Genomic DNA, 25170 nt, shown 5'->3' with positions numbered 1-25170 from the left:
TGATGTACGAACATGAACAGGGGATCCCGATGAAGAACGGAAACAACCGGCCGTTGCGCGCAAGCGTGCTGGCCGGGGCAATGGGCGTGCTGCTGTTGGCCGGTTGCCAGCGCGGCGACGATGCAGCACCGGCCACCGATACCGCACCCAGCGTGGATGCCGCCGCGCCGGCCGCGGCCGATGCGCCTGCCGCCGAAGCGCCGCTGGACCTGCGCGATGTGATCGAGAACAACGAACGCGAGGTGGTGGGAATCAGCTATCCGGCCGGCATCGACCGATACCCGGGGCTGGCCCGCGCGCTGCAGGACTATGCGACCTCGGCCCGCGGCGATCTGCAGCAGGCGCTCGATGGCCTGGGCAACGACAAGCCGACCATGCCGTACGAGCTGTCGTTGAGCTTCGAGAAAGTGCTGGAAACCCCGCAGCTGGTGGTGGTCAGTGCCGATGGCAGCCGCTACACCGGTGGCGCCCACGGCGAACCGCTGGTGGCGCGCTTCGTCTGGCTGCCGCAGCAGCAGCAGATGCTGAGCGCCGACAAGCTGGTGGCCGACAGCAAGGGCTGGAAGGCGGTCAGTGATTTCGTGGCCGACCAGTTGCGCGAACGCGTGGCCACGCGCCTGAGCGGCGAAGACATGGAACCGGCCGAGCTGCAGGAATCGCTGCGCAATGCCTCGCGCATGATTGCCGAAGGCACCGGCCCGCAGGCCGACAACTTCAGCCAGTTCCAGCCGCTGACCGATGACAAGGGCCAGATCACCGCCCTGCGTTTCGTGTTCCCGCCCTACCAGGTGGGGCCGTACTCGGATGGCACGCAGACCGCCGATGTACCGGCCGCCGTGCTGTTGCCGCACGTGGCCAAGGACTACGTGGAACTGTTCGCCCGCGGTTGACCGCCCAGCAGGAGGTGTCGTGGATACAGGGTTGCAGGAGCGGGTGACCGGCCTGCTCCACGAAGCCGGGGTCCGCATTGGCGGCACCCAGCCACAGGACATCCAGGTGCATGACCCGCGCTTCTTCGCGCGGGTCATGGGCCAGGGCTCGCTCGGCCTGGGCGAAAGCTACATGGATGGCTGGTGGGACGCCAACGTGCTGGATGAATTCCTGGTGCAGCTGATGCAGGCGCATCTGGATGAGCGCGTGCACGGCTGGCGCGAAGTGGCCGATGCCTTGAAAGCGCGCCTGTTCAACCTGCAGGCCGGGCAGGGCAGCTACGAGGTGGGCCGGCGCCATTACGACCTGGGCAACGATCTCTACCAGGCCATGCTGGGCCAGTACATGGTCTACAGCTGTGGCTACTGGCGCAACGCGGTGGACCTGGATGCGGCGCAGGAGGCCAAGCTGGACCTGGTCTGCCGCAAGCTGGGGCTGCGCCCGGGCCAACGGGTGCTGGACATCGGCTGCGGCTGGGGCGAAGCACTGAAATACGCCGCCGAGCGCTACGGCGTGAGCGGTGTGGGCGTGACCATTTCCCAGGAACAGGTCGCGTTCGCCCGTGAGCGCTGTGCCGGATTGCCGATTGAGATCCGCCTGCAGGACTATCGCGAACTGGATGAACCGTTCGATGCGGTTTTCTCGATCGGCATGTTCGAACACGTGGGCGAAAAGAACTATGGCAGTTTCTTCGAGGTGGCACGGCGCTGCCTGTCGCCACGTGGCCTGCTGTTGCTGCACACCATCGGTAGCAACATTTCCCGCCACCGCACCGACCCGTGGATCGCCCGCTACATCTTCCCCAACTCGATGCTGCCCTCGGCGGTGCAGATCACCCGCGCGTTCGAAGGGCGGTTCGTGCTGGAGGACTGGCACAACTTCGGCACCGACTACGACCTGACCCTGCAGGCGTGGCGGCGGAATGTGGAAGCGGCCTGGCCGACACTGGACCCGCAGCGCTACGACGAGCGCTTCCGCCGCATGTGGCGGTTCTACCTAGCCGGTTCAATGGCCAGCTTCCGCTGCCGCCATGCGCAGCTGTGGCAGCTGGTGCTGTCGCCCGACGGCGTGCAGGGTGGATACGTCGCGCCGCGTTGAGTGCAGGCCTGGGGTCCAGGCATGGGGTCGGATCCCATTTCGTAGAAATGGGCTCTGACCCCGACCAACAAAAAACCGCCCGGTCTCCCGGGCGGTTTTCGTTTCACGCTACCAGGCGGGCGATCAGTTGCTGGCGCCGGTCAGGCCACGCTTTTCCAGCAGCGGTTCGATCTGCGGCTCGTGGCCGGCGAAATCGCGGAACAGCTGCATGGCATCCACGCTGCCGCCCTTGGACAGCAGGGTGGCGCGGAAGTGGTCGCCATTCTTGCGGCTCAGGCCGCCGTTGTCGCGGAACCACTTCTGGGTGTTGGCGTCCAGCACTTCCGACCAGATGTAGGCGTAGTAGCCGGCCGAGTAGCCGCCCATGATGTGGCTGAAGTACGGGGTCTTGTAGCGCGGCGGCACCGGCGCGTAGTAGATGCCGTCCTTTTCCAGGGCCGCACGTTCGAAGGCCATCACGTCCTTGGCCGCCGGCACCTGGTCAGCGCCGATCTGGTGCCAGCGCTGGTCCAGCATGGCCGCACCCAGGTATTCGGTGGTGGCAAAGCCCTGGTTGAACTTGGCGGCTGCCAGCACCTTGTCCAGCAGCGCCTGCGGCATGGCCGAACCGTTCTGGTAGTGCTTGGCGTAGTTCTTCAGGATGGCAGGGTTGTCCGACCACATCTCGTTCACCTGCGAGGGGAACTCGACAAAGTCACGCGGCACCGAAGTACCCGAGAAGTACGGGTACTTCACGTTGGAGAACATGCCGTGCAGGGCGTGGCCGAACTCGTGGAAGGTGGTGGTCACTTCATCCCAGGTCAGCAGGGTCGGCTGGCCGGCCGGCGGCTTGGGAATGTTCAGGTGGTTGGCCACCACCGGCTTGAAGCCGGTCAGTTCCGACTGCGAAACGTAGGAGTTCATCCACGCACCGCCACGCTTGGACGCGCGCGCGTACGGGTCGAAGATGAAGATCGCCAGCTGGCTGCCATCGGCATCGAACACGTCGTAGACGGTCACGTCATCGTGGTAGACCGGCAGGTCGGTGCGCTGCTTGAAGGTCAGGCCGAATTCCTGGTTGGCGGCGAAGAACACGCCGTTTTCCAGCACATTCTTCATTTCGAAGTACGGCTTCAGCTGCGACTCGTCGAAGTTGTACTTGGCCTGGCGCACCTTCTCGCTGTAGAACGCCCAGTCCCACGGTTCCAGGGCGAAGGTCGGCTTGCCGGCGGCCTTCTGTTCCTTGTCGATCATCGCCTGCAGGTCGGCAGCTTCGCGCTTGGCGTTGGCCACCGCGGCCGGGGCCAGCTTGCCCAGCATGGCGTTGACCGCTTCGGGGGTCTTGGCGGTCTGGTTGGTCAGGTTGTAGGCGGCGAAGTTGGCAAAGCCCATCAGCTTGGCCTTGTCGGCACGCAGCTGCATGATGCGTGAGACCAGTGCGGTGTTGTCGAACTCACCGCCACGGCTGCCGCGGCTGATCGACGCTTCGTAGATCTTTTGGCGCAGCGCGCGGTTGGCCAGGTTGGTCAGCGGCGGCTGGCCGGTGGTGTTGAGCAGGGTGATCACGTACTTGCCGTCCAGGCCACGGGCCTTGGCGGCTTCGGCAGCGGCGGCGATCTGTTCCTGCGACAGCCCGTCCAGTTCCTTCACGTCGTTGACGGTGATCGCCGAAGCATTCACTTCCGACTGCACGTTCTGGCTGAACTTGGTGCCCAGGTTGGCCAGTTCGGCATTCATCTTCTTCAGCGTGGCCTTGTCGGCCTCGGACAGCTTGGCGCCGGCGCGCACGTAGTTGTCGTAGTACTTCTCGACCAGGCGCACGCCTTCGGCATCCAGGCCCAGCTGGGTGCGGGTGTCATACAGCGCCTGGATGCGGGCGAACAGCTTGCCGTTCAGGGCGATCGCATCGCTGTGTGCGGCGAACTTCGCCGAGTAGTCGGCCTGCAGCTTCTTGCGCGCGTCGTTGGTGTCGGCGCCGACCAGGCTGAAGAAGACGGTGGTCGCGCGGTCCAGCACGTCGCCGCTCTTTTCCAGGGCGATGATGGTGTTGTCGAAGGTCGGCTTGGCCTTGTTGTTGGCAATCGCCTCCACTTCCTTCAGCTGCTGCGCCATGCCGGCGTCGAAGGCCGGGGCGAAGTCGCTGTCCTTGATCTTGTCGAACTGCGGGAAGTGCAGCGGCAGCGGGCTGTCGGCGAAGAACGGGTTGGCCTGCTGGGCGTTGGCGGCAGCGGCCGGGGTGGCAGCGCTGGCCGAATAGGCGGGCAGGGCAAGGCCGAGGGTCATGGCCACGGCAAGGGCAAGACGGGTGGTCAAGGCGGAACTCCGGTAAGACAGGCAAGGGCCCGAGCGTAACCTGCGCAGCGGGCTGGGCACTTGTGTCGAAAGGCATGGACGCCACCGGCGCGGGCGGGTCGCTGCGATTACCATGGGGTTTTCCTGTCGGAACGCTGCCATGGCCACTGCCTTCGATTTCACCTTCGTAGACTTGGACGGCCAGCCGCAGGCACTGGCCCAGTACGCCGGTCGCCCGCTGCTGTTGGTGAACGTGGCCAGCCGCTGCGGCTTCACCCCGCAGTACACCGGGCTGGAACAGCTGTGGCAGGACTACCGCGAGCGTGGCCTGGTGGTGGTCGGCTTCCCCTGCAACCAGTTCGGCGGGCAGGAGCCGGGCGATGCGGCGCAGATCCGCCGGTTCTGCTCGCTGGATTACCCGGTCAGCTTCCCGCTGTCGCAGAAGATCGAGGTCAATGGCGAAGGAGCCGACCCGCTGTGGGCGTGGCTGTCGCAGCAGAAGCGCGGGCTGCTGGGCAGCGCGCGCATCAAATGGAACTTCAGCAAGTTCCTGGTCGATCGGCAGGGCAACGTGGTGGACCGCTTCGCCCCCACCACCAAGCCCGAGCAGCTGCGCGGGGCCATCGAAGCGCTGCTGTAACCGCCCACGCCCCGGGGTAGCGCCGGGCCACGCCCCACGCCGCGCGCGCTTGCCGCCGCTCAGTCTGCTGCGGTGCCCGCCTGCGATGGGCGATTGCGCACGTCTTCAGGCAGCGCAGCGATGATTTCCTCCAGGATGCCCGGCAGGCTCGCTTCGCTGTAGCCGCGATGGGCATGGGCGACCTGTCCGTCGCGGCCGATGATGAACATGTGTGGCACCGCGGCGATGCCGTACTGCTCGGCCAAGGCGCCACGCGGATCGTGCAGGTAGTCCAGCTTGGGCCAGTCGCGGTGGCGCACCAGACGGTTGACGTCGTTGCGCGGTTCGCCCCAGTTGATCGCGTAGACCTTCATCGCGTCTTCGCCGACCACCTTCTGCAGGTGCGCCAGGATCGGCAGTTCCTTGCGGCAGGGCCCGCACCAGGACGCCCAGAAGGTCACGATGACCACCTTGCCGCGCTGGTCGGCCAGGTTGACCGGCTTGCCCTGGCGGTCGTTGCCCAGCGCCTGTGGCGGTAGGTCGCCCGGGGCGGGCGATGCGGCCAGGGCCGGAAGGGCCATGACCGCAAGCGCGGCTGCAGACATCCACGCCCGCATCAACTGCGGGAACCGCTTGTTCGTCATCCTTGAGCCCCTGTCCGGGCCGACGGCCCGTGCAGTGCAGACGATGCCGGGAAGGCGGCGTCCACGCAAGGGGCAGGGCAGGAATTACTTTTCGACGAACGCGCGCTCGAACACGTAGTGGCCCGGCTGGCCGATGCGTGGCGAGACCTGGAAGCCGCGTGCATCGAGCACCGCGCGCAGGTCGGCCAGCATCTGCGGGCTGCCGCAGATCATCGCGCGGTCGTTTTCCGGATTCAGTTCCGGCAGGCCCAGGGTGCGCTGCATTTCGCCGCTTTCCATCAGCGAGGTCAGGCGGCCCTGGTTGGCGAACGGTTCGCGGGTCACCGCCGGGTAGTACAGCAGCTTGTCGCCGATCATCTCGCCCAGGAACTCGTGCTCACGCAGTTCCTTTTCGAAGTAATCGCGGTAGGCCAGGTCCTTTTCGTAGCGCACGCCGTGGCACAGGATCACCTTGTCGAAGCGCTCGTAGGTTTCCGGGTCCTTGATGATCGACAGCCACGGCGCCATGCCGGTGCCGGTGCCCAGCAGGTACAGGTTCTTGCCCGGGTGCAGGTCGCTGATCAACAGGGTGCCGGTGGGCTTCTTGCCGACCAGTACCTTGTCGCCCGGCTTGATGTGCTGCAGGCGCGAGGTCAGCGGGCCGTCCTGCACCTTGATGCTGAAGAACTCCAGATGCTCTTCCCAGTTCGCGCTGGCGATGGAATAGGCACGCAGCAGCGGCCGCGCCTCGGTTTCCAGGCCGATCATCACAAACTGGCCGTTTTCGAAACGGAAACCGCTGTCGCGGGTCAGGGTGAAGCTGAAGTAGGCGTCGGTCCAGTGGCGGACCTCAAGCACCGTTTCGGCGCCGAAAGCAGAAGACATGGGGGTAGTCGGGGCATGGTTTCGTCCTCTCCATTCTACCCCAAATGAGAGAAGTTCTCATTGGCCGGAACGAGAGGCGTTCTCAGCGCGCCGGCACGGTTCAGCGATAGCCCGCCGCCTGCAGTTCGAACAGCTCGGCATAACGCCCGCCCTGGGCCATCAGTTCGGCGTGGGTGCCGCTGGCCTCCAGCCGACCTTCGGCCAGCACCAGGATGCGATCGGCCATGCGCACCGAAGAGAAACGGTGCGAAATGAGCACCGCGGTGCGCTGCTCGGCCAGTTCGCGGAAGCGCTGGAACACTTCGAACTCGGCGCGGGCATCCAGTGCTGCGGTGGGCTCGTCCAGGATCATCACCTGCGCATCGCGCATCCACGCGCGGGCGATGGCGATCTTCTGCCACTGCCCCCCGGACAGGTCCACGCCCTGCTTGAAGCGCCGCCCAATCAGCTGCTCGTAGCCGCCGGGCAGGGCATCGATCACTTCTTCGGCCATACCGCGGCGTGCCGCATCGGCAATGCGCGCCTGGTCGGCCATGGCCTCCACCTGGCCCACGCCGATGTTCTCGGCGGCGGTCAGGTTGTAGCGCACGAAATCCTGGAAGATCACGCCCAGGTTGGCGCGCAGGTCGTCCAGGTCGTAGTCGCGCAGGTCGCGCCCGTCCAGCAGGATGCGACCTTCATCCGGCTCGTACAGGCGTGCCAGCAGCTTCACCAGGGTGGTCTTGCCGGCGCCGTTCTCGCCCACCAGGGCCAGCACTTCGCCGGCGTGCAGCTGGAAGTCCAGGTGGCGCACCGCCCACTGCTCGGCATCGGGGTAGCGGAAGCCCACGTTGTCGAACACGAAGCCCTGCTGGATCGGGCGCGGCACCGGCAACGCGTCGGCGCGCGAATGGATTTCCGGTTGGATCTGGAAGAACGAATACAGATCGTCCAGGTACAGCGCTTGGCTGGCCACCTGCGAGAACCCGATCAGCAGCCCTTCCAGCAGCTGGCGCAGGCGCAGGAAACTGCCGGCCAGGAAGGTCAGGTCACCGATGCTGAAATCCCCGCGCACGGTGCGCCAGGCGATATAGGCGTAGGCGGTGTAGTAACCCAGCGTGCCCAGTGCCGCCAGCAGCGTGCCCCAGAACGCGCGGCGCCGCGCCAGCGAACGGTTGGCCAGGAACAGCGCCGCCGACAGCCGCCGGTAGCGCTCGACCAGGAAGCGGTGCAGGTTGAAGATCTTCACTTCCTTGGCTGTTTCCACGCTGGCGCCAAGCTGGCGCAGGTAGTCCAGCTGGCGGCGCTCGGGCGTCCACAGGAAGTTGAGGCTGTAGCCGGCCGCGTTGAAGTGCGATTCGCCAATGAAGGCGGGCACCAGGGCCAGCGCCAGCAGCACGATCAACCACGGAGCGTAGACCAGCAGGCCCACGGCCAGGCTGACCACGGTGATCGCATCCTGCACCTGGCCGAACAGCTGGCTCATCAGGTTCATCCGGCCCATGGTCTGGCGCCGGGCGCGGTCCAGCTTGTCCTGCAGGTCGGGGTCTTCGAAGTCTTCCAGGTCCAGCGTGGCGGCATGTTCCATCAAGCGCACGCTGGTGGCGTTGGCGAACAGTTCCGACAGGAGCGCGTCGGCGTAGCTGACCAGCCGCCCCAGCAGGTCCGAGGCGATGGCCAGGCCGAATTCCAGCGCCAGCAATCCCAGCAGCGGGTTCAACAGGCCGCTGGACAGCGCTTCGCCGAGCGGCGGGAAGCCGGCACCGTGCTGGCTCAGGTGCAGGGCGGTGTCGATGATCAGCTTGCCCACGTACAGCATCGCCACCGGCAGCAGGGCGCGGATGATGCGCAGGCCGAGGCTGGCCAGGGTCAATGCCGGGCTGGTCTGCCACACCTGGCGCAGGAACGGCGGCAGGTTGCGCATGGCTTTGAAGCGCTGGCGCAGGCTGGGTTTCTTTTCGTTGGCAGCAGGCATGCCGCCATTGTGCGCGCGCACGGCGTGCAGATGGGGTCAGATGGGGTCAGATCCCTTTGCAGCGCAAAGGGCTCTGACCCCGCCACCGCGCCTTGGGGTCAGAGCCCTTCGCCATGCGAAGGGAACCGACCCCATCTGAGCCCTCACATCCACGCATGAGGTGGACCCATCGTGTCGACCAAGGTCGACACCTACCACCAGCAGCGGGATATCTGTCGACGGCGGGGCGGGTCTGGTCGCAGGGGCGTGAGCCGCATGGATGCGGCGACCGAGCTTACATGGACGTACTTGCAGCGTCCCCTGCGACCTGACCCGCCCCGCCATCCCACAGAACCCCAGCTGTTGACGTTGCTCTTGCTCTGGCCGTTGCCTCTGCGGGTGCCGGGCGCAGCCCGGCCACGCAACCCCCTTACGGCAGCGGCGGCAGCAGGCCGGCACCCAGCCGGTTCCAGGCATTGATCACCGCAATGCCCATGCTCAGATCGCTGATGCCCTTCTCATCGAAGTGCGGCGCCAGTGCATCGAACGCTTCCTGCGACGGTGCGCCATCGGTCAGCCGGGTCAGCGCCTCGGCCCAGCCCAGCGCCGCGCGCTCGCGTGCATCGAAGAAGCGGCTTTCGTGCCATGCGGGCAGGGTGTCCAGCTTGCGTGGCTCGATGCCGCCCTTGCGCAGCGCGGTGCCGTGCATGTCCATGCAGTAGCCACAGCCGTTGAGCTGGGACACGCGCAGGAACACCAGTTCCATCAACGTCGGGTCGATCGAGCTGTCATGCACCGCCTTGCTGGTGGCCAGCAGGCCCTTGAAGGCCTCGGCGGCCAGGCGGGTGTAGGGAACGCGGGGAGAGGCGTGGTCGGACATGTTCGGCTCCACGGCGGCCACGATGGCCGCCTTTCACTACCAGGACGCCGCCGCGTCCGCCGCCGTGACAACCGCCGACAATTTTTCCGGATTCAGCACGCTGTAGACCTCGGCGATGCGCCCGTCCACCACCTGCACCGTGGTGACCGAATGCAGGCGCTGGCCATCGAAGCGCAGGATCGCCGGTTCGCCGTTCACATAGCCCAGCTGCGCGGTGTGGCCCAGGCCGCGCTGGGCAATGGCCCAGAACAGCCGGCCGATGCGCTCGGCGCCCAGCAGCGGCCGGATCGCGGCGGTCACCACACCGCCGCCATCGGAGACCAGGGGCGCGTTGGCATGCAGCAGGGCCTGCACGGCCTGGCTGTCGCCCTGCTGGGTGGCGTGCATGAAGCGCGCCAGCAGTTCGCGGTGCTGGCTGGCATCGGCGTTGAAGCGCGGGCGCCCGGCCTGCAGGCGCTGCCGGGCCCGATGCACCAGCTGGCGGCAGTTGGCCTGGCTGTGGCCGATCAGCTCGGCGATCTCGGCATAGTCGTGGTCGAACACCTCTTTCAGCAGGAACGCGGCGCGCTCTTCCGGTCCCAACTGTTCCAGCAGGGTCAGGAAGGCCACCGACACGTCGTCGGCCAGCGCATGGCGCTGCGCCGGGCCAGGCGCCGGGTCGGGTTCCAGGCTGATCGCCAGCGGTTCGGCCAGCCACGGTCCCACGTAGTGCGCGCGCTCGCGCCGGGCCGCGCGCAGGCGGTCCAGGCCCAGCCGCGTGGTGGCGGTCACCAGCCAGGCCTCGGCATCGCGCACGCTGGCCGGGTCGGCGCCGGACCAGCGCAGCCAGGCGTCCTGCACCACGTCCTCGGCGTCGGCGCGGCTGCCCAGCAGGCGGTAAGCCAGCGCCATCAGGCGCGGGCGGTGGGTCTGGAAGGTCGATTCAGCGTTCATGTTGGCAGGGACGCCAGAGAGGGCAGGGGCGTGACAGAGGGGGCGGGGTCAGAGCCCTTTCCCGCGGAAAGGGATCTGACCCCTGCGAATCTACGCGCAGTCGGCGGAGGGGGTAAAATGGGCGGATTACCCCCGCCAGCCTTGAGCAAGCGAGCAAGCCGTGACATCGATCAAGCAGGAAGACCTCATCCAGTCCATCGCCGACGCGCTGCAGTACATCTCGTACTACCACCCGGTCGACTACATCAAGAACCTCGCCGCTGCCTACGAGCGCGAAGAGTCGCCGGCCGCGAAGGAAGCGATGGCCCAGATCCTGATCAATTCGCGGATGTGCGCCGAAGGCCACCGTCCGATCTGCCAGGACACCGGCATCGTCACCGTGTTCCTGGAAATCGGCATGGACGTGCGCTGGGACGACGCCACCATGGGCGTGGAAGACATGGCCAATGAAGGCGTGCGCCGTGCCTACCTGCACCCGGACAACAAGCTGCGTGCCTCGGTGCTGGCCGATCCGGCGGGCAAGCGCATCAACACCAAGGACAACACCCCGGGCGTGGTGAACGTGAAGGTGGTGCCGGGCAACACGGTCGATGTGATCGTGGCCGCCAAGGGCGGTGGTTCGGAAGCCAAGACCAAGTTCGCCATGCTCAACCCGTCCGACTCCATCGTCGACTGGGTGCTGAAGACCGTGCCGACCATGGGCGCTGGCTGGTGCCCGCCGGGCATGCTCGGCATCGGCATTGGCGGCACCGCCGAAAAGGCGATGCTGCTGGCCAAGGAAGCGCTGATGGAGCCGATCGACATCACCGAGCTGCAGGCCCGTGGTGCATCCAACCGCATTGAAGAGCTGCGCCTGGAACTGTACGAAAAGGTCAATGCGCTGGGCATCGGCGCGCAGGGCCTGGGCGGCCTGACCACCGTGCTGGACATCAAGATCAACGATTACCCGACCCACGCGGCCAACCTGCCGGTGGCGATGATCCCGAACTGCGCGGCCACCCGCCATGCGCACTTCACCCTGGATGGCAGCGGCCCGGTGATGCTGGACCCGCCGTCGCTGGAAGACTGGCCGAAGCTGACCTACGACGCGTCCAAGGGCACCCGCGTGGACCTGGATACGATCACCCCCGAAGACGTGGCCAACTGGAAGCCGGGCCAGACCCTGCTGCTCAACGGCAAGCTGCTGACCGGCCGCGACGCCGCGCACAAGCGCATGGTCGACATGCTCAACAAGGGTGAGGAACTGCCGGTCGACCTGAAGGGTCGCTTCATCTACTACGTCGGCCCGGTCGATCCGGTGCGCGATGAAGTGGTGGGCCCGGCCGGCCCGACCACCGCCACCCGCATGGACAAGTTCACCGAACAGGTGTTGGCGCAGACCGGCCTGCTGGGCATGGTCGGCAAGGCCGAGCGCGGCCCGGCCGCGATCGAGGCGATCAAGAAGCACAAGTCGGCTTACCTGATGGCCGTCGGTGGTTCGGCCTACCTGGTGTCCAAGGCGATCAAGGCGGCCAAGGTGGTCGGTTTCGCAGATCTGGGCATGGAAGCGATCTACGAATTCACCGTGCAGGACATGCCGGTGACCGTGGCAGTCGATTCCACCGGCGAATCGGTGCACAAGACCGGCCCGCGCGAATGGCAGGCCCGCATCGGCAAGATTCCGGTGGTGGTGGAGTAATCCACAACGGAATTACGGAAAACGGCGCCGCAGGGCGCCGTTTTTCGTTGACCGCCCATGATCGCCCGCGACGCGACGGGGTAGAGTCGACTGTCAGTCGACTATCGCGCGCAGCGCGGGGTTTTCGTGGCCTGCGCGAAGGGCAGTCGACTGACAGTCGACTCTACCGAGCGTGCACGGTCGCCGGATCGGACGTGCATCGTCGCGCGATTGCCCGCTGCTACAGCAGCTCCAGCACGGTTTCCGGCGGGCGGCACAGCCGCGTGCCCTTGGGCGTGCGCACCACGGGCCGATTGATCAGCCGCGGGTGTTCGGCCATGGCGGCCAACAGCGTGGCGTCATCCGCGTCAGCCAGGCCCAGTCCGGTGAACTGCGCCTCCTTGCTGCGCACCAGCTCACCGGCGCTCAGGCCGGATTCGGCCAGCACCGCACGCAGGCTTGCGATGTCAGGCGGGGTGCCCAGGTAATCGACCACCACCGGTTCGATGCCAGCGTCGCGGATCAGGGCCAGGGCCCCGCGCGAATTGCTGCATGCCGGGTTGTGCCAGATCGTCACGGTCATCAGAACCACTCCAGCAGCGACACGCCCACGCCCACGTAGGTGGCCTTGTGGTTGTAGTCGATCAGGCTTTCGCCGTAGCCGTCGAAGATCTGCACGTGGCCGCGCAGCAGATTGCTGATCGGGAAGCCGTAATCGAGCTGCAGCGCGCCGTGCGAGCGGTCGCCGGTGCGCAGCGAATGGCGTGCCATCAGCGAGACCTCGTGGCCGTTGCGGTTCCAGATGAGGGTGGCATCGCCACGGCCCATGTAGTCTTCAATGTCCGGGTTGTTGTCGTCGCTGCGCGTTTCCGGAATGCGGTACCAGGGCCGCAGCACCAACGCCCAGTTCTCGCGGTCCAGGCCGATGTTGAGCATCACCCGGTTCCAGCTGCGCGACAGCGGGTCGGCGCGGCCGTTGGACTGGTGGTTCAGGCTGATTCCGGTCATGCGCCCGCGCCAGCCGCCGATCGAATAGCCGTTGCGGAACACCATCATCACTTCCGGCTCGTAGTTCGTTTCGCGGAAGGGGCGGGAATTCTCGGCGTTGTAGGCCTGCCAGCGCGAGCTTTGGGTGTAGCCGGCCCAGATATCGCCGTTGTCGCCGAACAGGTTCTCGGCGATCTTGGTCTTGAAGCTGATCTGGAACTTGAGCTCGGTGCTGTCCAGCACCTGCGGCGTGGTCACGCTGTTGACCGGGTTCGGCGACTGCGGCATCTGGTTCTTGTCGCTGGTCCAGAACGCGGGCAGCAGGTACACCGGCTTGTAGGCGCGCAGCTGGAACGGGCCCAGCTTGGAGTCTTCGGCCAGTTCCCAGCGGCTGTCCAGCAGCGAGCCGCGCCCGGCGTTGGCCAGCGCGCTGTCATCCGGGGCAGGGCGGAAGATGTCGCCCACGCGGGCGCGCAGGTTCTCTTCGCCCTGGCTCAGGCGCGCGGCGCGGCGTTGTTCGCGCAGGGCCTGTGCGGCCTCCTGCGCGGCCGCATCGGCGGCGGCGGTGGCTTCGGCACTGCGGCCGAACAGCCGGTCGTAGCAGGCCAGGCGGGCGGCATCGGTGTCGATGGCCGCGCAACCGGCCGGTGTGGTGGTGGCGGTCGGCACGATCTCCTGCGCGGCCACGGGCGCGGCGGCCAGGGCCAGCGCCAGCGGAGCAAGGCGGGGGAGCAGAGCGGGGAGGGTCATTGCAGCAGGCCCTTCAGGATGAATACGGTGGATGCACAGTGTGGCGGCTGCCCGCACCCGCGGCCAGCCCCTTCGGTTTATGCCCGGCACCGGCGTGCGCGGGGTGTGAAGACGGGGCACTAGATGAACCAGGCAAAGGCGAACAGCCCCAGCATGGCGATGACCAGCGCCAGCTTCAGTGCCAGCCCCAGCAGGATGCCCAGCCAGGTGGCCAGGCCCACCTTGGTGGAACGGCCCAGCTCGCGGCTGTGCCAGTACTCGCCCAGCAGGGCGCCCACCAGCGGGCCGGCGAACAGGCCGATGGGCATGAAGAACAGGCCCACGATGCTGCCCACGAAGGTGCCCCACAGCGCCTTGCGGCTGGCGCCGACCCGTTGCGCACCCACCACCGTCGCCAGCACGTCGACCAGCAGCGACAGCACGGTCAACACGGCCAGGATCACCAGCGTGGGCCAGCCCACATGCGTGAAACCGTCAGCCCAGGCCGCCAGCAGCAGGCCCAGGAACACCAGCGGCACCCCCGGAAGGGCCGGCAGCACGATGCCGGCCAGGCCGACCAGGACAGAAATGACCGCTAGCAGATACAAGATGAATGAGAGGTCCATGCTGTTCCGTATGGTTGGCTTTTTGGGGTTGACAGTGAAGGATTTTGCCAGTTGCTTTTTCGTTTTGGTCGGGTTAAGTTGCAGTCGCTGAGCTTGGCAAGGTCACCGTGGATCGTGGCCTGATGAAGCAAGATCTCACCGATCCGCTGCATCGTTGCACCTCGCTTCCCCCTTGCTTGTCAGCCGCCCAACCAGGCGTATCCAACAACAAGAGAGAGTCACCAGGGAGTTAGTGAGATGTCTGATCGCGAGAGCGGTACCGTCAAGTGGTTCAACGATGCGAAGGGCTTCGGCTTCATCAGCCGTGAAAACGGCGAAGATGTGTTCGTGCACTTCCGTGCCATCCAGACCCAGGGCTTCAAGAGCCTGAAGGAAGGCCAGAAGGTCACCTTCACCGTCGTGCAGGGCCAGAAGGGCCTGCAGGCCGATGCCGTGCAGCCGGTCTGACCGGAGCGCATCGCGTTGAACGAAAAAGGCCCGCGCAAGCGGGCCTTTTTCTTTGCCAGTGGCCCGGGGCAGGTCAGCGCAGGATCACCCGGCCGTTGACCACGCGCACGTAGGTGTTCTCGCGGATGCCGGCCAGGTCGCGCTGGTTCACCACCACGGTGCGGCCATCATCCATGCGCACGGTGATGTCGTAGGTATCGCTGGTCACGTTCTTCTGGATCTGGTTGCCGGCCAGCGCGCCACCCACCGCGCCTGCGGCGGCGGCGATGTTCTTGTTGCCGCGGCTGCCGCCGGTGTGGTCGGAAATCTCATGGCCGGCAACGGCGCCGACCAGGCCGCCCAGGATGGCGCCGGTGGCGGCCGGTGCGGTGCGGCCCGAGGCCACGGTGTTGATGCGGGTGACGATGCCGCAGTCCGCGCAACGGCCTTGGTTGTATCCGGAGTTGTTGCCGTAGCCGCCGTTGTTGTAGCCATTGTTGTAACCACCGCCGCCGTAGCCGGGCGAGGTGGCGCAGCCGGCCAGCGCGAGGGTGGCGATGGTGGCGGCAGCGATGAGCTGGATCTTCATGGGGCGTCTCCTGGCCGTGAAGGCGGGTGCGGGTGGTACTGCGTCATGCAGCAGGGTGGCTGGAATCGTCCGCTTTCACACGTGAACAAGGTGCCAACCGCGACAGCGCATTCCGGCTGGAAGATGAATCAGCGGAAATCCTGGTGACAGGCGCGGCAATCGTCCTGCACCCCCTGCACCAGTGTTGCCAGCGCCGTGCAGTCGGCCGGCGGCGCGGCCAGCGCGTCGTTGAGCCTGCCGCGGTAGGCACTGGCATGGGCCTGGAAGCGGCGGTCGTGCTGCAGCTGCGGGAAGGCCAGATCCAGGTCGTTGGACAGCAGGCGCAAGGCCTGCAGGCGCGGCACGCTGTCGGCCAGGCTGCAGCGGTTCTGCTGCTGGGCCTGCTGCAGCAGTTGCGACTGCCGCTCCATCACCTGCATCAGGCTGTCGGGAAACGGATCGCGACGGGCCTGCAGGGCACGGCCCACCATCACCGTGGCCACCAGGCCTATCAGCAGGCCCAGGGCCAGCACGAACAGATATCGGTAGGCCGTGGTCTGGCCGGGGGAGGGGCTGGCAGTCATGCGGGCACTCCGGGCATGCAACGGTGGGTTCGGTTGCGGCGCGCTGTGGCGACCGGCGCCTGCACGTTAAAATAGCCGCATGAACGAACAGGTCAAAGAACGCTTCGCCGGCATTGAACGGCTGTATGGCGTGGGTGCGCTCGAGCGCCTGCAGGGCAGCCGCGTGGCGGTGGTGGGCATGGGCGGCGTCGGCTCGTGGGTGGTCGAAGCGCTGGCGCGTTCGGCGGTGGGGCACCTGACCCTGATCGATGCCGACGATATCTGCGTGTCCAACACCAACCGCCAGTTGCCGGCCATGGAAGGCAACTACGGGCGCAACAAGTCGGTGGCGATGGCCGAGCGCTGCCGTGCCATCAATCCGCAGATCGAGGTGGATGCGGTGGAGGCGTTCCTGACCACCGGCAACATGGCCGAACTGCTGGACCGCGGCTTCGATCTGGTCATCGACGCCTGCGACAGCTTCCGGGTGAAGGTGGAAACCATTGCTTGGTGCCGCCGCCGCAAGCTGCCGCTGTTGACCGTGGGCGCAGCCGGTGGCCGCACCGACCCCACCCTGGTGCGCATCCGCGATGTCTCGCGCACCGAACATGACGCCATGCTGGCGCTGATCCGCAAGAAGCTGCGCAGCGAGTTCAACTTCCCCAAGAACGCCAAGCGCTACTTCGGTGTGCCGGCGGTGTATTCGCTGGAAAACGTGAAGTACCCGCAGGCCGATGGCAGCGTCTGCGGCCTGCGCCCCAACCTGGGTGCCGATGCGGCGCTGAAGCTGGATTGCGGTGCCGGCCTGGGTGCGGCCACGCACATCACCGGCGCCTTCGCCTTCGCAGCAGTGGGCAAGGCCCTGGAGATGCTGCTGGAGCCGAAGAAAGTGAAGGCCGAAGTAGACGCCGCCCAGGACCGGTAGCGCCGGGCCATGCCCGGCGACGTGTCACACCGCGGGCAGGTTGAACAACCGCCGGGCGTTGTCGGCGGTCGCCCGGGCCACTGCATCCTTGTCCATGCCGCGCAGCGCGGCCACGTGCCCGGCAATCACCGCCAGCCGCGCCGGCTCATTGCGCTGCCCGCGAATGCCGGCATCGGGCTGGTCGGGTGCGTCGGTTTCCAGCAGCAGCTGTTCCAGCGGTAGTTCGCGCACCAGCCGGTGCAGGCGCTGGGCGCGCTCATGGGTCAGCGGCCCGCCCAGCCCCAGCAGAAAGCCCTGCTTGTGCAGCTGCACGGCCTGTTCCGGGCTGCCGGAATAGCTGTGCACCACCCCGCGCAGCCCGCCGATGCGGCGGATTGCGGCGATCACCGCATCCACCGCCTTGCGCGCGTGCACGATCACCGGCAGGTCGAATTCCCGCGCCAGCTGCAACTGGCCCAGGAAATAGTCCTGCTGGGCCTGCATATCCAGATCGCCCGCGAAGAAATCCAGGCCGCATTCGCCGATCGCACACGGGCGCTCGCGCTCGATCCAGGCGCGCAGCTGCTGCAGATGCTCGGGCCGGTGTTGGGCCAGGAACATCGGGTGCAGGCCGTACGCCGGGTACAGTCCTGGCGCCTGCTGGCAGACCTGGCGCAGCTTCGGCCAGCTGGCCGCAGTAACCGCCGGCACCACCTGGGCCTGCACGCCGGCCGCCTGGGCGCGCGCGATCACCGCATCGCGGTCGGGGTCGAATTCGCTGGCATCCAGGTGGCAATGGCTGTCGATCAGCACGCTCAACCCTGCTGCAACGGCGGCGGCACGGCCGCGCCGCGCTGCTTCCAGTTGGCCAGCAGCAGCGTGCCCAGGCCCAGCAGCAGCTCATCCACGAACGGAATCGGGTCCGGGATGAAGAAGGTGATGGCAAACAGACCGGCGGTCAGCTTGAACAGGGTGGGGTAGCGCAGCCGGCGTGCCCATTGCAGAACCGGCAGCAGCATCGGGTTGACCATGGTGGAAATCCATGCGGGGAATGTGCAAACGCTACCACGGGCACAGCATTTCCAGATGCTGAATGGGTTAGGGCCATGAGCAGGAAATGTGGAGATTCCGTTCAGGCGGACCATGCTGCAATCTGTTCCAAGAACGTTGCGGATCGTCCGCAGGGAGCAGGTCATGAAAAGCACAACTACAACGGTCCTGGTCGCAGCAGGCGCACTGCTGGTCGGTGGTATCGCTACCGCCGCCTTCATGAAGAGCGGCTCGTCGGCCGACGTGGCCGGTTCGGCCCAGCCCTCGGCGGAATCCCGCCTGGCCGATGGCAACGCGGCCGATGACGGCGCGCGCACCGATACGCTCGACCCGAGCGCGCCGCGTGGGCTGGAATACGCCGATGTGCTGAAGGTCGATCCGATCACTGAAAAGCAGAAGGCCTACGCCACGGTCATCGGCACCGATGCGGTGCGCGAGACCTCCACCACCCAGACCCCGCACGAAGTCTGCCAGGACGTGGTGGTGCAGGAGCGCCTGCCCGAGCGTGATGGCAACGTCGGTGGCACCGTGGTCGGCGCCGTGGTTGGTGGCCTGCTGGGCAACCAGGTCGGTGGCGGCAACGGCAAGAAGGCCGCCACCGCTGCCGGTGCCGTGGCCGGTGGCTTCATCGGCAACCAGGTGGACAAGCGCCACGTGGGTGGCCGGGTGGTGAACCGCACCGAGCGGCAGTGCCACACCGAAACGGCCACCTCGGAATCCAGCCGCGTGACCGGCTACAACGTGACCTACCGCAACGAAGACGGCACCACCGGCACGATGCGCATGGCCAGCAAGCCGGGCAACCGCATCGCCATGGGCACCAACGACGTGGTGAAGGGTTACAACGTGACCTACCGCTACGACGGCGCCGAAAAGACCGTGCGCCTGGACAACAAGCCGGCCAGCGATCGCCTGCCGGTGGTCGATGGCCAGCTGGTCACCCAGACCGCAGCAGCGGGCGATACGGCCGCCAACCGCCAGTAACGCACGCGGGGCAATACGTATCGGACAGGCCGGCATTCGCCGGCCTGTTTCGTTTCCGGGTCTGGATTCCGGGCCGGTATCGACGATGATGTCCGGCCATGGTCTGGCAGAGGAACCGGCATGAGCATCTTCGATCTGCGCATCGAAACCGAGCGGCTGATCCTGCGTCCGCCGCAGGCGCAGGACCTGCAGCCTTACCTGGCCTTCTGTGCCGATGAGGAGGTGATGCGCAGCCTGGGCGGGGTGCAACCACCGTCGGTGGCCTGGCGCAGCTTCTGCAGCCTGGCCGGCGCCTGGCAGTTGTTCGGGTACTCGATGTTCAGCGTGATCGAAAAAGCCAGCGGCGAGTGGGTCGGCCGCATGGGCCCCTGGCAGCCGCTGGGCTGGCCCGGCCCGGAAGTGGGTTGGAGCATCCGCCGCGCCAGTTGGGGCCAGGGCTATGCGCCGGAGGCGGCGGTGGCGGCCATCGATTGGGCCTTCGCCACGCAGGACTGGCAGGAAGTGATCCATACCATTGCCGAGGACAACGAAAAATCCAGGGCCGTGGCGCGCAAGCTGGGCAGCCAGCTGCTGCGCATGGGCCAGTTGCCGCCGCCCTACCAGGGCCCGCCGCTGCAGATCTGGGGGCAGTCGCGCGCGCAGTGGCAGCAGCGCCCGCGCTGATTGTGTGACGGCCTGCGCGGCGATGCTGCATCCGCGCTTGGCAGCGCTGCCGGCAGTTGCCAGACTGCACCCAGCCGGCCGTCGGCCGGGTTTCGCTGGAGCAGGCAATGGTGGAAGAACGCGTTCCGTTGACGGTGCATGGCATGTCGGTGTCCGGCAACTGCCACAAGGTGCGATTGCTGCTGGAACAGGTGGGCAGCCGCTACCGCTGGGTGGAAGTGGACAGTGCGCATGGCCAGACCCACACGCCTGAATTCCTGGCGCTCAATCCCAATGCCAAAGTGCCGTTGATCGTGCGCGATGACGGCCGCGTACTGACCGAATCCAACGCGATCCTGTTCTGGCTGGCCGAAGGCACCCCGTACCTGCCGGTCGATGGTTGGGAGCGCGCGCAGGCGCTGAGCTGGATGTTCTTCGAGCAGTACACCCATGAGCCCTGCATCGCGGTGGCGCGCTTCATCCGCGGCTGGACCGAGCAGGATTCGCCGCGCCGGGCCGAGCTGCCGCGCCTGCACGAGCGTGCGCAGCACGCGCTGGCGGTGATGGAACAGCACCTGCGGCAGGCGATGTGGTTCACCGGCAGCCATTACGGTGTTGCCGATATCGCGCTGTTCGCCTACACGCATGTGGCCGAAGACGGTGGCATCAGCCTGCAGCCGTTCGCGGAAGTACGCGGCTGGCTGCAGCGGGTACGCGAACAGCCGCGCTTCGTGCCCATGCCGGCGGTCACCGCCGAGGTGCAGGCACGACTGGATGCACGCGCGTAGAGTCGAGCTTGCTCGACTGGTTTCCAGCGTAGTCGAGCAAGCTCGACGCTACGAAAGCTGGGCCGCGTGCCATGCCCGGCGAAATGCAGCAACGACACGGAGGGTGTTCGATGTTTGCAGTCGTTCCAGATCCGATTCCCGCACGCATGCGCGCGCTGAACCGCGCCGAGGTGTGTGACGTCAATTTCCTTGAAGCGGTGCGTGGATGGGACGGGGTGCCGCGACAGCGCCCGGCACCGGATGCACCGATCCTGCCCGGCAGCGGTCTGGGCGCCGCTGCGTTCGGCGAGCTGTTCGAATCACAGCTGGCCAGCCGCCAGCTGGACCTGATGGCCCGTGTGCTGCGGGTGCAGAACAAGGTCTTCTATACCATCGGTTCGTCCGGGCATGAAGGCAACGCGTTGCTGGCGCGGGCGTGCCGGCACACCGATCCGGCCTTCCTGCACTATCGCTCCGGGGCGTTCATGATCGAGCGTTCGCGGCATGTGCCCGGCTTGGACCCGCTGCGCGATGCGGCGCTGTCCTTCGCCGCCAGCGCCGAAGACCCGGCCAGCGGGGGGCGGCACAAGGTCTGGGGCAGCCGCCCGCTGTGGGTGCTGCCGCAGACATCGACCATCGCTTCGCACCTGCCCAAGGCGGTCGGCACCGCCTTTGCCATCGAGAGCGGCAAGCGCCTGGGGCAGCCACTGCCCATTCCGGCCGACAGCCTTGTGCTGTGTTCCTTTGGCGATGCCTCGGCCAACCATGCCACCGCGCAGACCGCCTTCAACACCGCCATGTGGGCCGCCTACCAGAAGCTGCCGGTGCCGGTGCTGTTCGTCTGCGAAGACAACGGCCTGGGTATTTCGGTGAAGACGCCCGAAGGCTGGATCGCCGAACGCTTCAGCCGCCAGCCGGGCCTGGACTACTTCTTTGCCGATGGCCTGGACCTGGCCGCCGGCCACAGCCAGGTGCAGGCCGCGGTGGAGCACTGCCGGCGCACGCGGCGGCCCACCTTCCTGCACCTGCGCACCACGCGGCTGATGGGCCACGCCGGCACCGATTTCGAAGTGGAATGGCGCGCGCTGGCCGACCTGTGCGCGGCCGAGGCGCAGGACCCGCTGCTGCGCTCGGTGCAGATTGCGCTGGAATCGGGCTGGATGACCGCTGCGCAGATCGAGCAGGCCTACGAAGACCTGCGCGCGAGCTGCCTGGCAGCCGCCCACCAGGCTGATGCACGGCCCAAGCTGCAGTCGCTGGACGAAGTGCTGGCGCCGCTGGCGCCGTACTCGCCGGCCGCGGTGCAGGCCGAAGCGGAGCGGGTGCTGGCGCCGGCACTGCGTGAATCGATGTACGGCGGCGCCGACCATCTACCCGAGGTGCAGCCGCCACGGCATCTGGTGGTGCAGATCAACCAGGCCCTGCAGGAGCTGCTGGGCAAGTATCCGCAGGCGGTGCTGTTCGGCGAAGACGTGGCGCAGAAAGGCGGGGTCTACACCGTCACCCGCGACCTGCTGCGCCGCTTTGGTCCACGCCGGGTGTTCAACACCCTGCTGGATGAAACCATGATCCTGGGCATGGCCCAGGGCCTGGCCAACCTGGGCCTGCTGCCGATACCGGAAATCCAGTACCTGGCTTACCTGCACAACGCCATCGACCAGCTGCGTGGCGAGGCCTGCTCGCTGCAGTTTTTCTCCAACGACCAGTTCCGCAACCCGATGCTGGTGCGGGTGGCCGGCCTGGGCTACCAGAAAGGCTTCGGCGGCCACTTCCACAACGACAACTCCATTACCGCCCTGCGCGATATTCCCGGGCTGGTGGTCGGCTGCCCCTCGCGCGGCGACGATGCGGTGATGATGCTGCGCACGCTGGCAGCGCTGGCGCGGGTGGATGGGCGGGTGTCGGTGTTCCTGGAGCCGATCGCGCTGTACATGACCAAGGACCTGCACGCAGCAGGCGATGGCCAGTGGCTGTTCGACTATCCGCCGCCGGGGCAGGCACTGGTGCCCGGCGAAGGGCGCATCTATGCGCCCGAGGCCCAGGACCTGCTGGTGATCACCTATGGCAACGGCGTGCCGATGGCCCTGCGCGCGGCACGCAGTATCGAGCATCAGCTGGGCTGGCAGGTGCGCGTGCTCGACCTGCGCTGGCTGGTGCCGCTGCCGGCGGCGTTCATTGCCGCCCAGGCCGCCGACGCACGGCGGGTGCTGGTGCTGGACGAGGGCCGCCACAGCGGCGGGGTGGGCGAGGGCGTGGTGACCGCCCTGGTCGAGGCCGGGCTGGGCCACCTGCCGCTGCGCCGGGTCTGCGGCGCCGATACCTATACGCCGCTGGCGGGGGCAGCAATGTTCGGGCTTCCAAGCGACAATGCAGTGGTTGGCGCCGCCCTGGACCTGGCGCAGGAAACCTGATGCATGTGTGGATTGGCGGGAATGTTGTTGCCGGCGGCGCAGGCCCCGGCCGAGCAGCTGCAGGCGCAGGCGCTGGCCATGGGCCAGGCGCTGCACCACCGTGGGCCCGATGACGGTGGCACCTGGGTGGACGCGGCCGCCGGCATTGCCCTGGCCCACCGGCGGCTGAGCATCCTCGACCTGTCGCCGCTGGGGCATCAGCCCATGGCGTCCAGCGATGGCCGTTACGTGATGGCCTACAACGGCGAGGTCTACAACTTCGCCACGCTGCGTGCCGAGCTGGAACCGCTGGGCCACAGCTTCCGCGGTCATTCCGATACCGAAGTGCTGCTGGCGGCGGTGCTGCAATGGGGCGTGGAAGATACCCTGCAGCGCGCCAACGGCATGTTCGCCATCGCCCTGTGGGACCGCCAGCAGCAGTGCCTGTGGCTGGCCCGCGACCGGGTGGGCAAGAAACCGCTGTACTACGGCTGGGCCGGCGACACCCTGGTGTTCGGCTCGGAGCTGAAGGCGCTGTGGCAGCACCCGGAGTTCGACAACGAGATCGACCGCGATGCGCTGACCCTGCTGCTGCGCCTGGATTACATTCCCGCCCCGCACAGCATCCACCAGCGCTGCTTCAAGCTGATGCCCGGCCGGGTGCTGCGGCTGGATGCGGCCACGGTGGCCGCCGGTGCGGCCGCACACCGCCCCGAGCAGGCGCAGCGGCCGTACTGGGACGCGCGTGCGCGCATGCAGTCGGCGCTGGCCGCACCGTTCCAGGGAACCATCGAGGAGGCCGAACAACAGCTCGACGGCCTGCTGCGCGATGCGGTATCGCTGCGCATGGTGGCCGACGTGCCGGTGGGCGTGTTCCTGTCCGGCGGCACCGACTCCTCGCTGGTGGCCGCGCTGATGCAGGCGCAGAGCGCCACGCCGGTTCACAGCTTCAGCATCGGCTTTACCGGTTCGCACCACGACGAGGCGCCGCTGGCGCGGGAACTGGCCACCCACCTGGGCTGCGACCACACCGAACTGTATGTGAGCGGCGCCGATGCGCTGGCGGTGGTGCCGCAGTTGCCGGCCATGTTCGATGAACCCTTCGCCGATGCCTCGCAGGTGCCGACCGCACTGGTCGCGCGGCTGGCGCGGCAGGGCGTGACCGTGGCGCTGTCTGGTGACGGTGGCGACGAACTGTTCTTTGGCTACATGCGCTACGTGCGCGCGCTGCGCAACTGGCAGATGCTGGGGCGCGTGCCGGCGCCGCTGCGGCGCTGGATGGGCGCGCGTGCGCACCAGCAGGGCGAGGCCTCGCGTACCGGTGGGCTGGCCGCGCTGCTGGCCGAAACCGGCGCGCGCGGCATTGGCGATGTGTACCGCAACCGCATTTCGCGCTGGCGCGACCCGGCGGCGGCGGTGATCGGTGCACGCGAGGCGGGCAGCTTCTACGACCTGGCCGACCCGCTGCACGGGGCCGGCACGCCGGCCGACGCGATGATGCTGGCCGATTTCGTTTCCTACCTGCCCGACGATCTGCTGTGCAAGGTGGACCGCACCTCGATGGCGGTCAGCCTGGAGGCGCGGGCACCGCTGCTGGATTGGCGGGTGGCCGAGTTTGCCTGGTCGCTGCCGCTGGCATTCAAGCGCAGCCAGGACACCAGCAAAGTGCTGCTCAAGCGCGTGCTCGGCCGTTACGTGCCGCAGACCATGGTGCATCGACCCAAGCGCGGCTTTGGCGCACCGGTGAGCGACTGGTTGAAGGGCGACCTGCGCCCGTGGGCCGACGATCTGCTGCAACCGGCGCGGCTGGAGTGCGAAGGCGTGCTGTCGGCGGCGGCGGTGCAGCCGCTGTGGCAGCAGTTCCTGGGCGGCCAGCGCAAGTGGCATACCCATCTGTGGAACGTGCTGATGTTCCAGGCTTGGCAGGACCACTGGCGGCAGGTGCGCGCAGGCGTCACCCGCGGCTGATCTTCACCGGGGCACATCGGGCCGGCCGCTAGGCTGGTCCTTTCCCCGTCAGGAGTGTGCCGCCATGCCTGTACCCACCATCGCCGTGTTCGTTGGCAGCCTGCGCAAGGAATCGTGCAACCGCCGGCTGGCGCTGGCCCTGGAGAAGTTGGCCGGTTCGCGCGCGCGGTTCCAGTACGTGCGCATCGACGATCTGCCGCTGTACAACCAGGATTTCGATGGCAGCTACCCGGCCCAGGGCACCCGTCTGAAGGATGAGGTGCGCGGCGCCGACGCGGTGTTGTTCGTCACCCCCGAATACAACCGCTCGGTGCCGGGCGTGCTGAAGAACGCCATCGACATCGGCTCGCGGCCATATGGCGACAGCGCCTTCGGCGGCAAACCGGCGGCGGTGATCGGTGCCTCCATCGGCCAGATCGGCACGGCCGTGGCCCAGCAGCACCTGCGCAACAGCCTGGCCTTCCTGGACATGCACGTGCTCGGCCAGCCCGAAGCGTTCATCCACTTCAAGGATGAGCTGATCGGCGCCGATGGCACGATCCACAACGAGGGCACGCAGAAGTTCCTGCAGGGCTATGTGGACCGCTTCCTGCAGTTGATCGCGGTGCATGCCAAGGGCGATTGAGGTTGCCAGCGGGGTCAGAGCCCTCTGTTGCGCAGAGGGATCTGACCCCTCGCTGCCGGGGGGGGGGGGGGGGGGGGGGGGGGGGGGGGCGCGGGGGGCGGGGGCCCGGGGC

The 25170-nt window shown here is 67.2% G+C and carries 25 protein-coding genes; 12 read left to right on the top strand and 13 right to left on the bottom strand.

The window, feature by feature from the left end; genetic code table 11:
• The first annotated feature begins 2 nt into the window (after positions 1-2).
• Together IAE58_RS03755 and cfa are read left to right on the top strand one after the other, a co-directional pair.
• Positions 3-890: a DUF3298 and DUF4163 domain-containing protein gene (locus IAE58_RS03755; RefSeq protein WP_199932663.1), complete on the top strand. Its 888-nt coding sequence runs from the start codon at positions 3-5 to the stop codon at positions 888-890.
• Positions 891-909: 19 nt separating this feature from the next.
• On the top strand, positions 910-2028 hold the full coding sequence (cfa, locus tag IAE58_RS03750) for a cyclopropane fatty acyl phospholipid synthase (protein WP_199932645.1): 1119 nt from the start codon (positions 910-912) through the stop codon (positions 2026-2028).
• Positions 2029-2151: 123 nt separating this feature from the next.
• Here cfa and IAE58_RS03745 read toward each other — a convergent pair whose 3' ends face one another.
• On the bottom strand, positions 2152-4320 hold the full coding sequence (locus IAE58_RS03745) for a M3 family metallopeptidase (protein WP_199932646.1): 2169 nt from the start codon (positions 4318-4320) through the stop codon (positions 2152-2154).
• Between the two features lie 139 nt (positions 4321-4459).
• Here IAE58_RS03745 and IAE58_RS03740 point away from each other — a divergent pair, with 139 nt between their 5' ends.
• Positions 4460-4939, top strand: a complete 480-nt coding sequence (locus IAE58_RS03740; RefSeq protein WP_199932647.1) for a glutathione peroxidase — start codon at positions 4460-4462, stop codon at positions 4937-4939.
• 59 nt (positions 4940-4998) lie between these two features.
• Here the strand turns inward: IAE58_RS03740 and IAE58_RS03735 are convergent, their stop codons facing one another.
• From IAE58_RS03735 to IAE58_RS03715, 5 genes are all read right to left on the bottom strand, one after another.
• Positions 4999-5562: a TlpA disulfide reductase family protein gene (locus tag IAE58_RS03735; RefSeq protein WP_233614617.1), complete on the bottom strand. Its 564-nt coding sequence runs from the start codon at positions 5560-5562 to the stop codon at positions 4999-5001.
• 84 nt (positions 5563-5646) lie between these two features.
• Positions 5647-6426, bottom strand: a complete 780-nt coding sequence (locus tag IAE58_RS03730) for a ferredoxin--NADP reductase (RefSeq protein ID WP_199932648.1) — start codon at positions 6424-6426, stop codon at positions 5647-5649.
• A gap of 100 nt (positions 6427-6526) precedes the next feature.
• A complete protein-coding gene (locus tag IAE58_RS03725) occupies positions 6527-8380 on the bottom strand; it encodes an ABC transporter ATP-binding protein (protein ID WP_199932649.1) in 1854 nt (617 codons plus the stop codon).
• 409 nt (positions 8381-8789) lie between these two features.
• On the bottom strand, positions 8790-9239 hold the full coding sequence (locus tag IAE58_RS03720) for a carboxymuconolactone decarboxylase family protein (RefSeq protein WP_108751586.1): 450 nt from the start codon (positions 9237-9239) through the stop codon (positions 8790-8792).
• Positions 9240-9275: 36 nt separating this feature from the next.
• The gene (locus IAE58_RS03715; RefSeq protein ID WP_199932650.1) at positions 9276-10172 is read right to left on the bottom strand and encodes an RNA polymerase sigma-70 factor; all 897 of its coding nucleotides are present in this window, start codon (positions 10170-10172) and stop codon (positions 9276-9278) included.
• A 160-nt stretch (positions 10173-10332) separates the two neighbouring features.
• On the opposite strand from IAE58_RS03715, the gene IAE58_RS03710 reads away from it, so the two are divergent.
• The gene (locus tag IAE58_RS03710; protein ID WP_108753578.1) at positions 10333-11850 is read left to right on the top strand and encodes a fumarate hydratase; all 1518 of its coding nucleotides are present in this window, start codon (positions 10333-10335) and stop codon (positions 11848-11850) included.
• Positions 11851-12070: 220 nt separating this feature from the next.
• Here IAE58_RS03710 and arsC read toward each other — a convergent pair whose 3' ends face one another.
• The 3 genes from arsC to IAE58_RS03695 form a co-directional block, all read right to left on the bottom strand.
• On the bottom strand, positions 12071-12412 hold the full coding sequence (arsC, locus tag IAE58_RS03705; RefSeq protein WP_199932651.1) for an arsenate reductase (glutaredoxin): 342 nt from the start codon (positions 12410-12412) through the stop codon (positions 12071-12073).
• On the bottom strand, positions 12412-13566 hold the full coding sequence (locus IAE58_RS03700; protein ID WP_199932652.1) for a phospholipase A: 1155 nt from the start codon (positions 13564-13566) through the stop codon (positions 12412-12414). The genes arsC and IAE58_RS03700 overlap by 1 nt, the downstream gene beginning before the upstream one ends.
• A 119-nt stretch (positions 13567-13685) precedes the next feature.
• Positions 13686-14171: a DUF456 domain-containing protein gene (locus IAE58_RS03695; RefSeq protein ID WP_199932653.1), complete on the bottom strand. Its 486-nt coding sequence runs from the start codon at positions 14169-14171 to the stop codon at positions 13686-13688.
• Positions 14172-14408: 237 nt separating this feature from the next.
• Here IAE58_RS03695 and IAE58_RS03690 point away from each other — a divergent pair, with 237 nt between their 5' ends.
• Positions 14409-14618, top strand: coding sequence for a cold-shock protein (locus tag IAE58_RS03690; protein WP_065197592.1), 210 nt, complete (start codon positions 14409-14411; stop codon positions 14616-14618).
• A 73-nt stretch (positions 14619-14691) separates the two neighbouring features.
• Here IAE58_RS03690 and IAE58_RS03685 read toward each other — a convergent pair whose 3' ends face one another.
• Positions 14692-15186, bottom strand: coding sequence for a glycine zipper 2TM domain-containing protein (locus IAE58_RS03685; RefSeq protein ID WP_108750065.1), 495 nt, complete (start codon positions 15184-15186; stop codon positions 14692-14694).
• Between the two features lie 128 nt (positions 15187-15314).
• Entirely contained in the window at positions 15315-15749 is a 435-nt protein-coding gene (locus IAE58_RS03680; RefSeq protein WP_199932654.1) for a cytochrome c, read from the bottom strand.
• Positions 15750-15828: 79 nt separating this feature from the next.
• Here IAE58_RS03680 and IAE58_RS03675 point away from each other — a divergent pair, with 79 nt between their 5' ends.
• Positions 15829-16653, top strand: a complete 825-nt coding sequence (locus tag IAE58_RS03675; RefSeq protein WP_199932655.1) for a tRNA threonylcarbamoyladenosine dehydratase — start codon at positions 15829-15831, stop codon at positions 16651-16653.
• 24 nt (positions 16654-16677) lie between these two features.
• Here the strand turns inward: IAE58_RS03675 and IAE58_RS03670 are convergent, their stop codons facing one another.
• A complete protein-coding gene (locus IAE58_RS03670; RefSeq protein WP_199932656.1) occupies positions 16678-17451 on the bottom strand; it encodes a TatD family hydrolase in 774 nt (257 codons plus the stop codon).
• Entirely contained in the window at positions 17448-17663 is a 216-nt protein-coding gene (locus tag IAE58_RS03665) for a DUF6116 family protein (protein WP_199932657.1), read from the bottom strand. The genes IAE58_RS03670 and IAE58_RS03665 overlap by 4 nt, the downstream gene beginning before the upstream one ends.
• A 163-nt stretch (positions 17664-17826) precedes the next feature.
• Between IAE58_RS03665 and IAE58_RS03660 the strand changes: the two genes are divergently transcribed.
• From IAE58_RS03660 to IAE58_RS03635, 6 genes are all read left to right on the top strand, one after another.
• Positions 17827-18666: a glycine zipper 2TM domain-containing protein gene (locus tag IAE58_RS03660; protein WP_108753570.1), complete on the top strand. Its 840-nt coding sequence runs from the start codon at positions 17827-17829 to the stop codon at positions 18664-18666.
• Positions 18667-18786: 120 nt separating this feature from the next.
• Positions 18787-19329 (top strand): GNAT family N-acetyltransferase, encoded by a 543-nt coding sequence (locus IAE58_RS03655; RefSeq protein ID WP_199932658.1) that lies wholly within the window; start codon positions 18787-18789, stop codon positions 19327-19329.
• A gap of 107 nt (positions 19330-19436) precedes the next feature.
• The gene (locus tag IAE58_RS03650) at positions 19437-20096 is read left to right on the top strand and encodes a glutathione S-transferase family protein (protein WP_199932659.1); all 660 of its coding nucleotides are present in this window, start codon (positions 19437-19439) and stop codon (positions 20094-20096) included.
• A gap of 110 nt (positions 20097-20206) precedes the next feature.
• Positions 20207-22486 (top strand): thiamine pyrophosphate-dependent enzyme, encoded by a 2280-nt coding sequence (locus IAE58_RS03645; RefSeq protein ID WP_199932660.1) that lies wholly within the window; start codon positions 20207-20209, stop codon positions 22484-22486.
• 3 nt (positions 22487-22489) lie between these two features.
• Positions 22490-24433: an asparagine synthase (glutamine-hydrolyzing) gene (gene asnB / locus IAE58_RS03640; protein ID WP_199932661.1), complete on the top strand. Its 1944-nt coding sequence runs from the start codon at positions 22490-22492 to the stop codon at positions 24431-24433.
• Positions 24434-24497: 64 nt separating this feature from the next.
• On the top strand, positions 24498-25058 hold the full coding sequence (locus IAE58_RS03635; protein ID WP_108753565.1) for an NADPH-dependent FMN reductase: 561 nt from the start codon (positions 24498-24500) through the stop codon (positions 25056-25058).
• The last annotated feature ends 112 nt before the right edge of the window (positions 25059-25170 follow it).

It is taken from the genome of Stenotrophomonas sp. S49 (genome assembly GCF_016624905.1).
Lineage (GTDB): Bacteria > Pseudomonadota > Gammaproteobacteria > Xanthomonadales > Xanthomonadaceae > Stenotrophomonas.
This window is presented reverse-complemented; position numbering and strand designations above follow the sequence as displayed.

What these genes read in the sequence shown, in the direction of transcription:
- IAE58_RS03755 (WP_199932663.1), top strand. Translation starts at nt 3, where the DNA reads ATGTACGAACATGAACAGGGGATCCCGATGAAGAACGGAAACAACCGG.
- IAE58_RS03740 (WP_199932647.1), top strand. Translation starts at nt 4,460, where the DNA reads ATGGCCACTGCCTTCGATTTCACCTTCGTAGACTTGGACGGCCAGCCG.
- IAE58_RS03735 (WP_233614617.1), bottom strand. Translation starts at nt 5,562, where the DNA reads ATGACGAACAAGCGGTTCCCGCAGTTGATGCGGGCGTGGATGTCTGCA.
- IAE58_RS03730 (WP_199932648.1), bottom strand. Translation starts at nt 6,426, where the DNA reads ATGTCTTCTGCTTTCGGCGCCGAAACGGTGCTTGAGGTCCGCCACTGG.
- IAE58_RS03725 (WP_199932649.1), bottom strand. Translation starts at nt 8,380, where the DNA reads ATGCCTGCTGCCAACGAAAAGAAACCCAGCCTGCGCCAGCGCTTCAAA.
- IAE58_RS03720 (WP_108751586.1), bottom strand. Translation starts at nt 9,239, where the DNA reads ATGTCCGACCACGCCTCTCCCCGCGTTCCCTACACCCGCCTGGCCGCC.
- IAE58_RS03715 (WP_199932650.1), bottom strand. Translation starts at nt 10,172, where the DNA reads ATGAACGCTGAATCGACCTTCCAGACCCACCGCCCGCGCCTGATGGCG.
- arsC (WP_199932651.1), bottom strand. Translation starts at nt 12,412, where the DNA reads ATGACCGTGACGATCTGGCACAACCCGGCATGCAGCAATTCGCGCGGG.
- IAE58_RS03700 (WP_199932652.1), bottom strand. Translation starts at nt 13,566, where the DNA reads ATGACCCTCCCCGCTCTGCTCCCCCGCCTTGCTCCGCTGGCGCTGGCC.
- IAE58_RS03695 (WP_199932653.1), bottom strand. Translation starts at nt 14,171, where the DNA reads ATGGACCTCTCATTCATCTTGTATCTGCTAGCGGTCATTTCTGTCCTG.
- IAE58_RS03690 (WP_065197592.1), top strand. Translation starts at nt 14,409, where the DNA reads ATGTCTGATCGCGAGAGCGGTACCGTCAAGTGGTTCAACGATGCGAAG.
- IAE58_RS03685 (WP_108750065.1), bottom strand. Translation starts at nt 15,186, where the DNA reads ATGAAGATCCAGCTCATCGCTGCCGCCACCATCGCCACCCTCGCGCTG.
- IAE58_RS03680 (WP_199932654.1), bottom strand. Translation starts at nt 15,749, where the DNA reads ATGACTGCCAGCCCCTCCCCCGGCCAGACCACGGCCTACCGATATCTG.
- IAE58_RS03675 (WP_199932655.1), top strand. Translation starts at nt 15,829, where the DNA reads ATGAACGAACAGGTCAAAGAACGCTTCGCCGGCATTGAACGGCTGTAT.
- IAE58_RS03665 (WP_199932657.1), bottom strand. Translation starts at nt 17,663, where the DNA reads ATGGTCAACCCGATGCTGCTGCCGGTTCTGCAATGGGCACGCCGGCTG.
- IAE58_RS03660 (WP_108753570.1), top strand. Translation starts at nt 17,827, where the DNA reads ATGAAAAGCACAACTACAACGGTCCTGGTCGCAGCAGGCGCACTGCTG.
- IAE58_RS03655 (WP_199932658.1), top strand. Translation starts at nt 18,787, where the DNA reads ATGAGCATCTTCGATCTGCGCATCGAAACCGAGCGGCTGATCCTGCGT.
- IAE58_RS03650 (WP_199932659.1), top strand. Translation starts at nt 19,437, where the DNA reads ATGGTGGAAGAACGCGTTCCGTTGACGGTGCATGGCATGTCGGTGTCC.
- IAE58_RS03645 (WP_199932660.1), top strand. Translation starts at nt 20,207, where the DNA reads ATGTTTGCAGTCGTTCCAGATCCGATTCCCGCACGCATGCGCGCGCTG.
- asnB (WP_199932661.1), top strand. Translation starts at nt 22,490, where the DNA reads ATGTGTGGATTGGCGGGAATGTTGTTGCCGGCGGCGCAGGCCCCGGCC.
- IAE58_RS03635 (WP_108753565.1), top strand. Translation starts at nt 24,498, where the DNA reads ATGCCTGTACCCACCATCGCCGTGTTCGTTGGCAGCCTGCGCAAGGAA.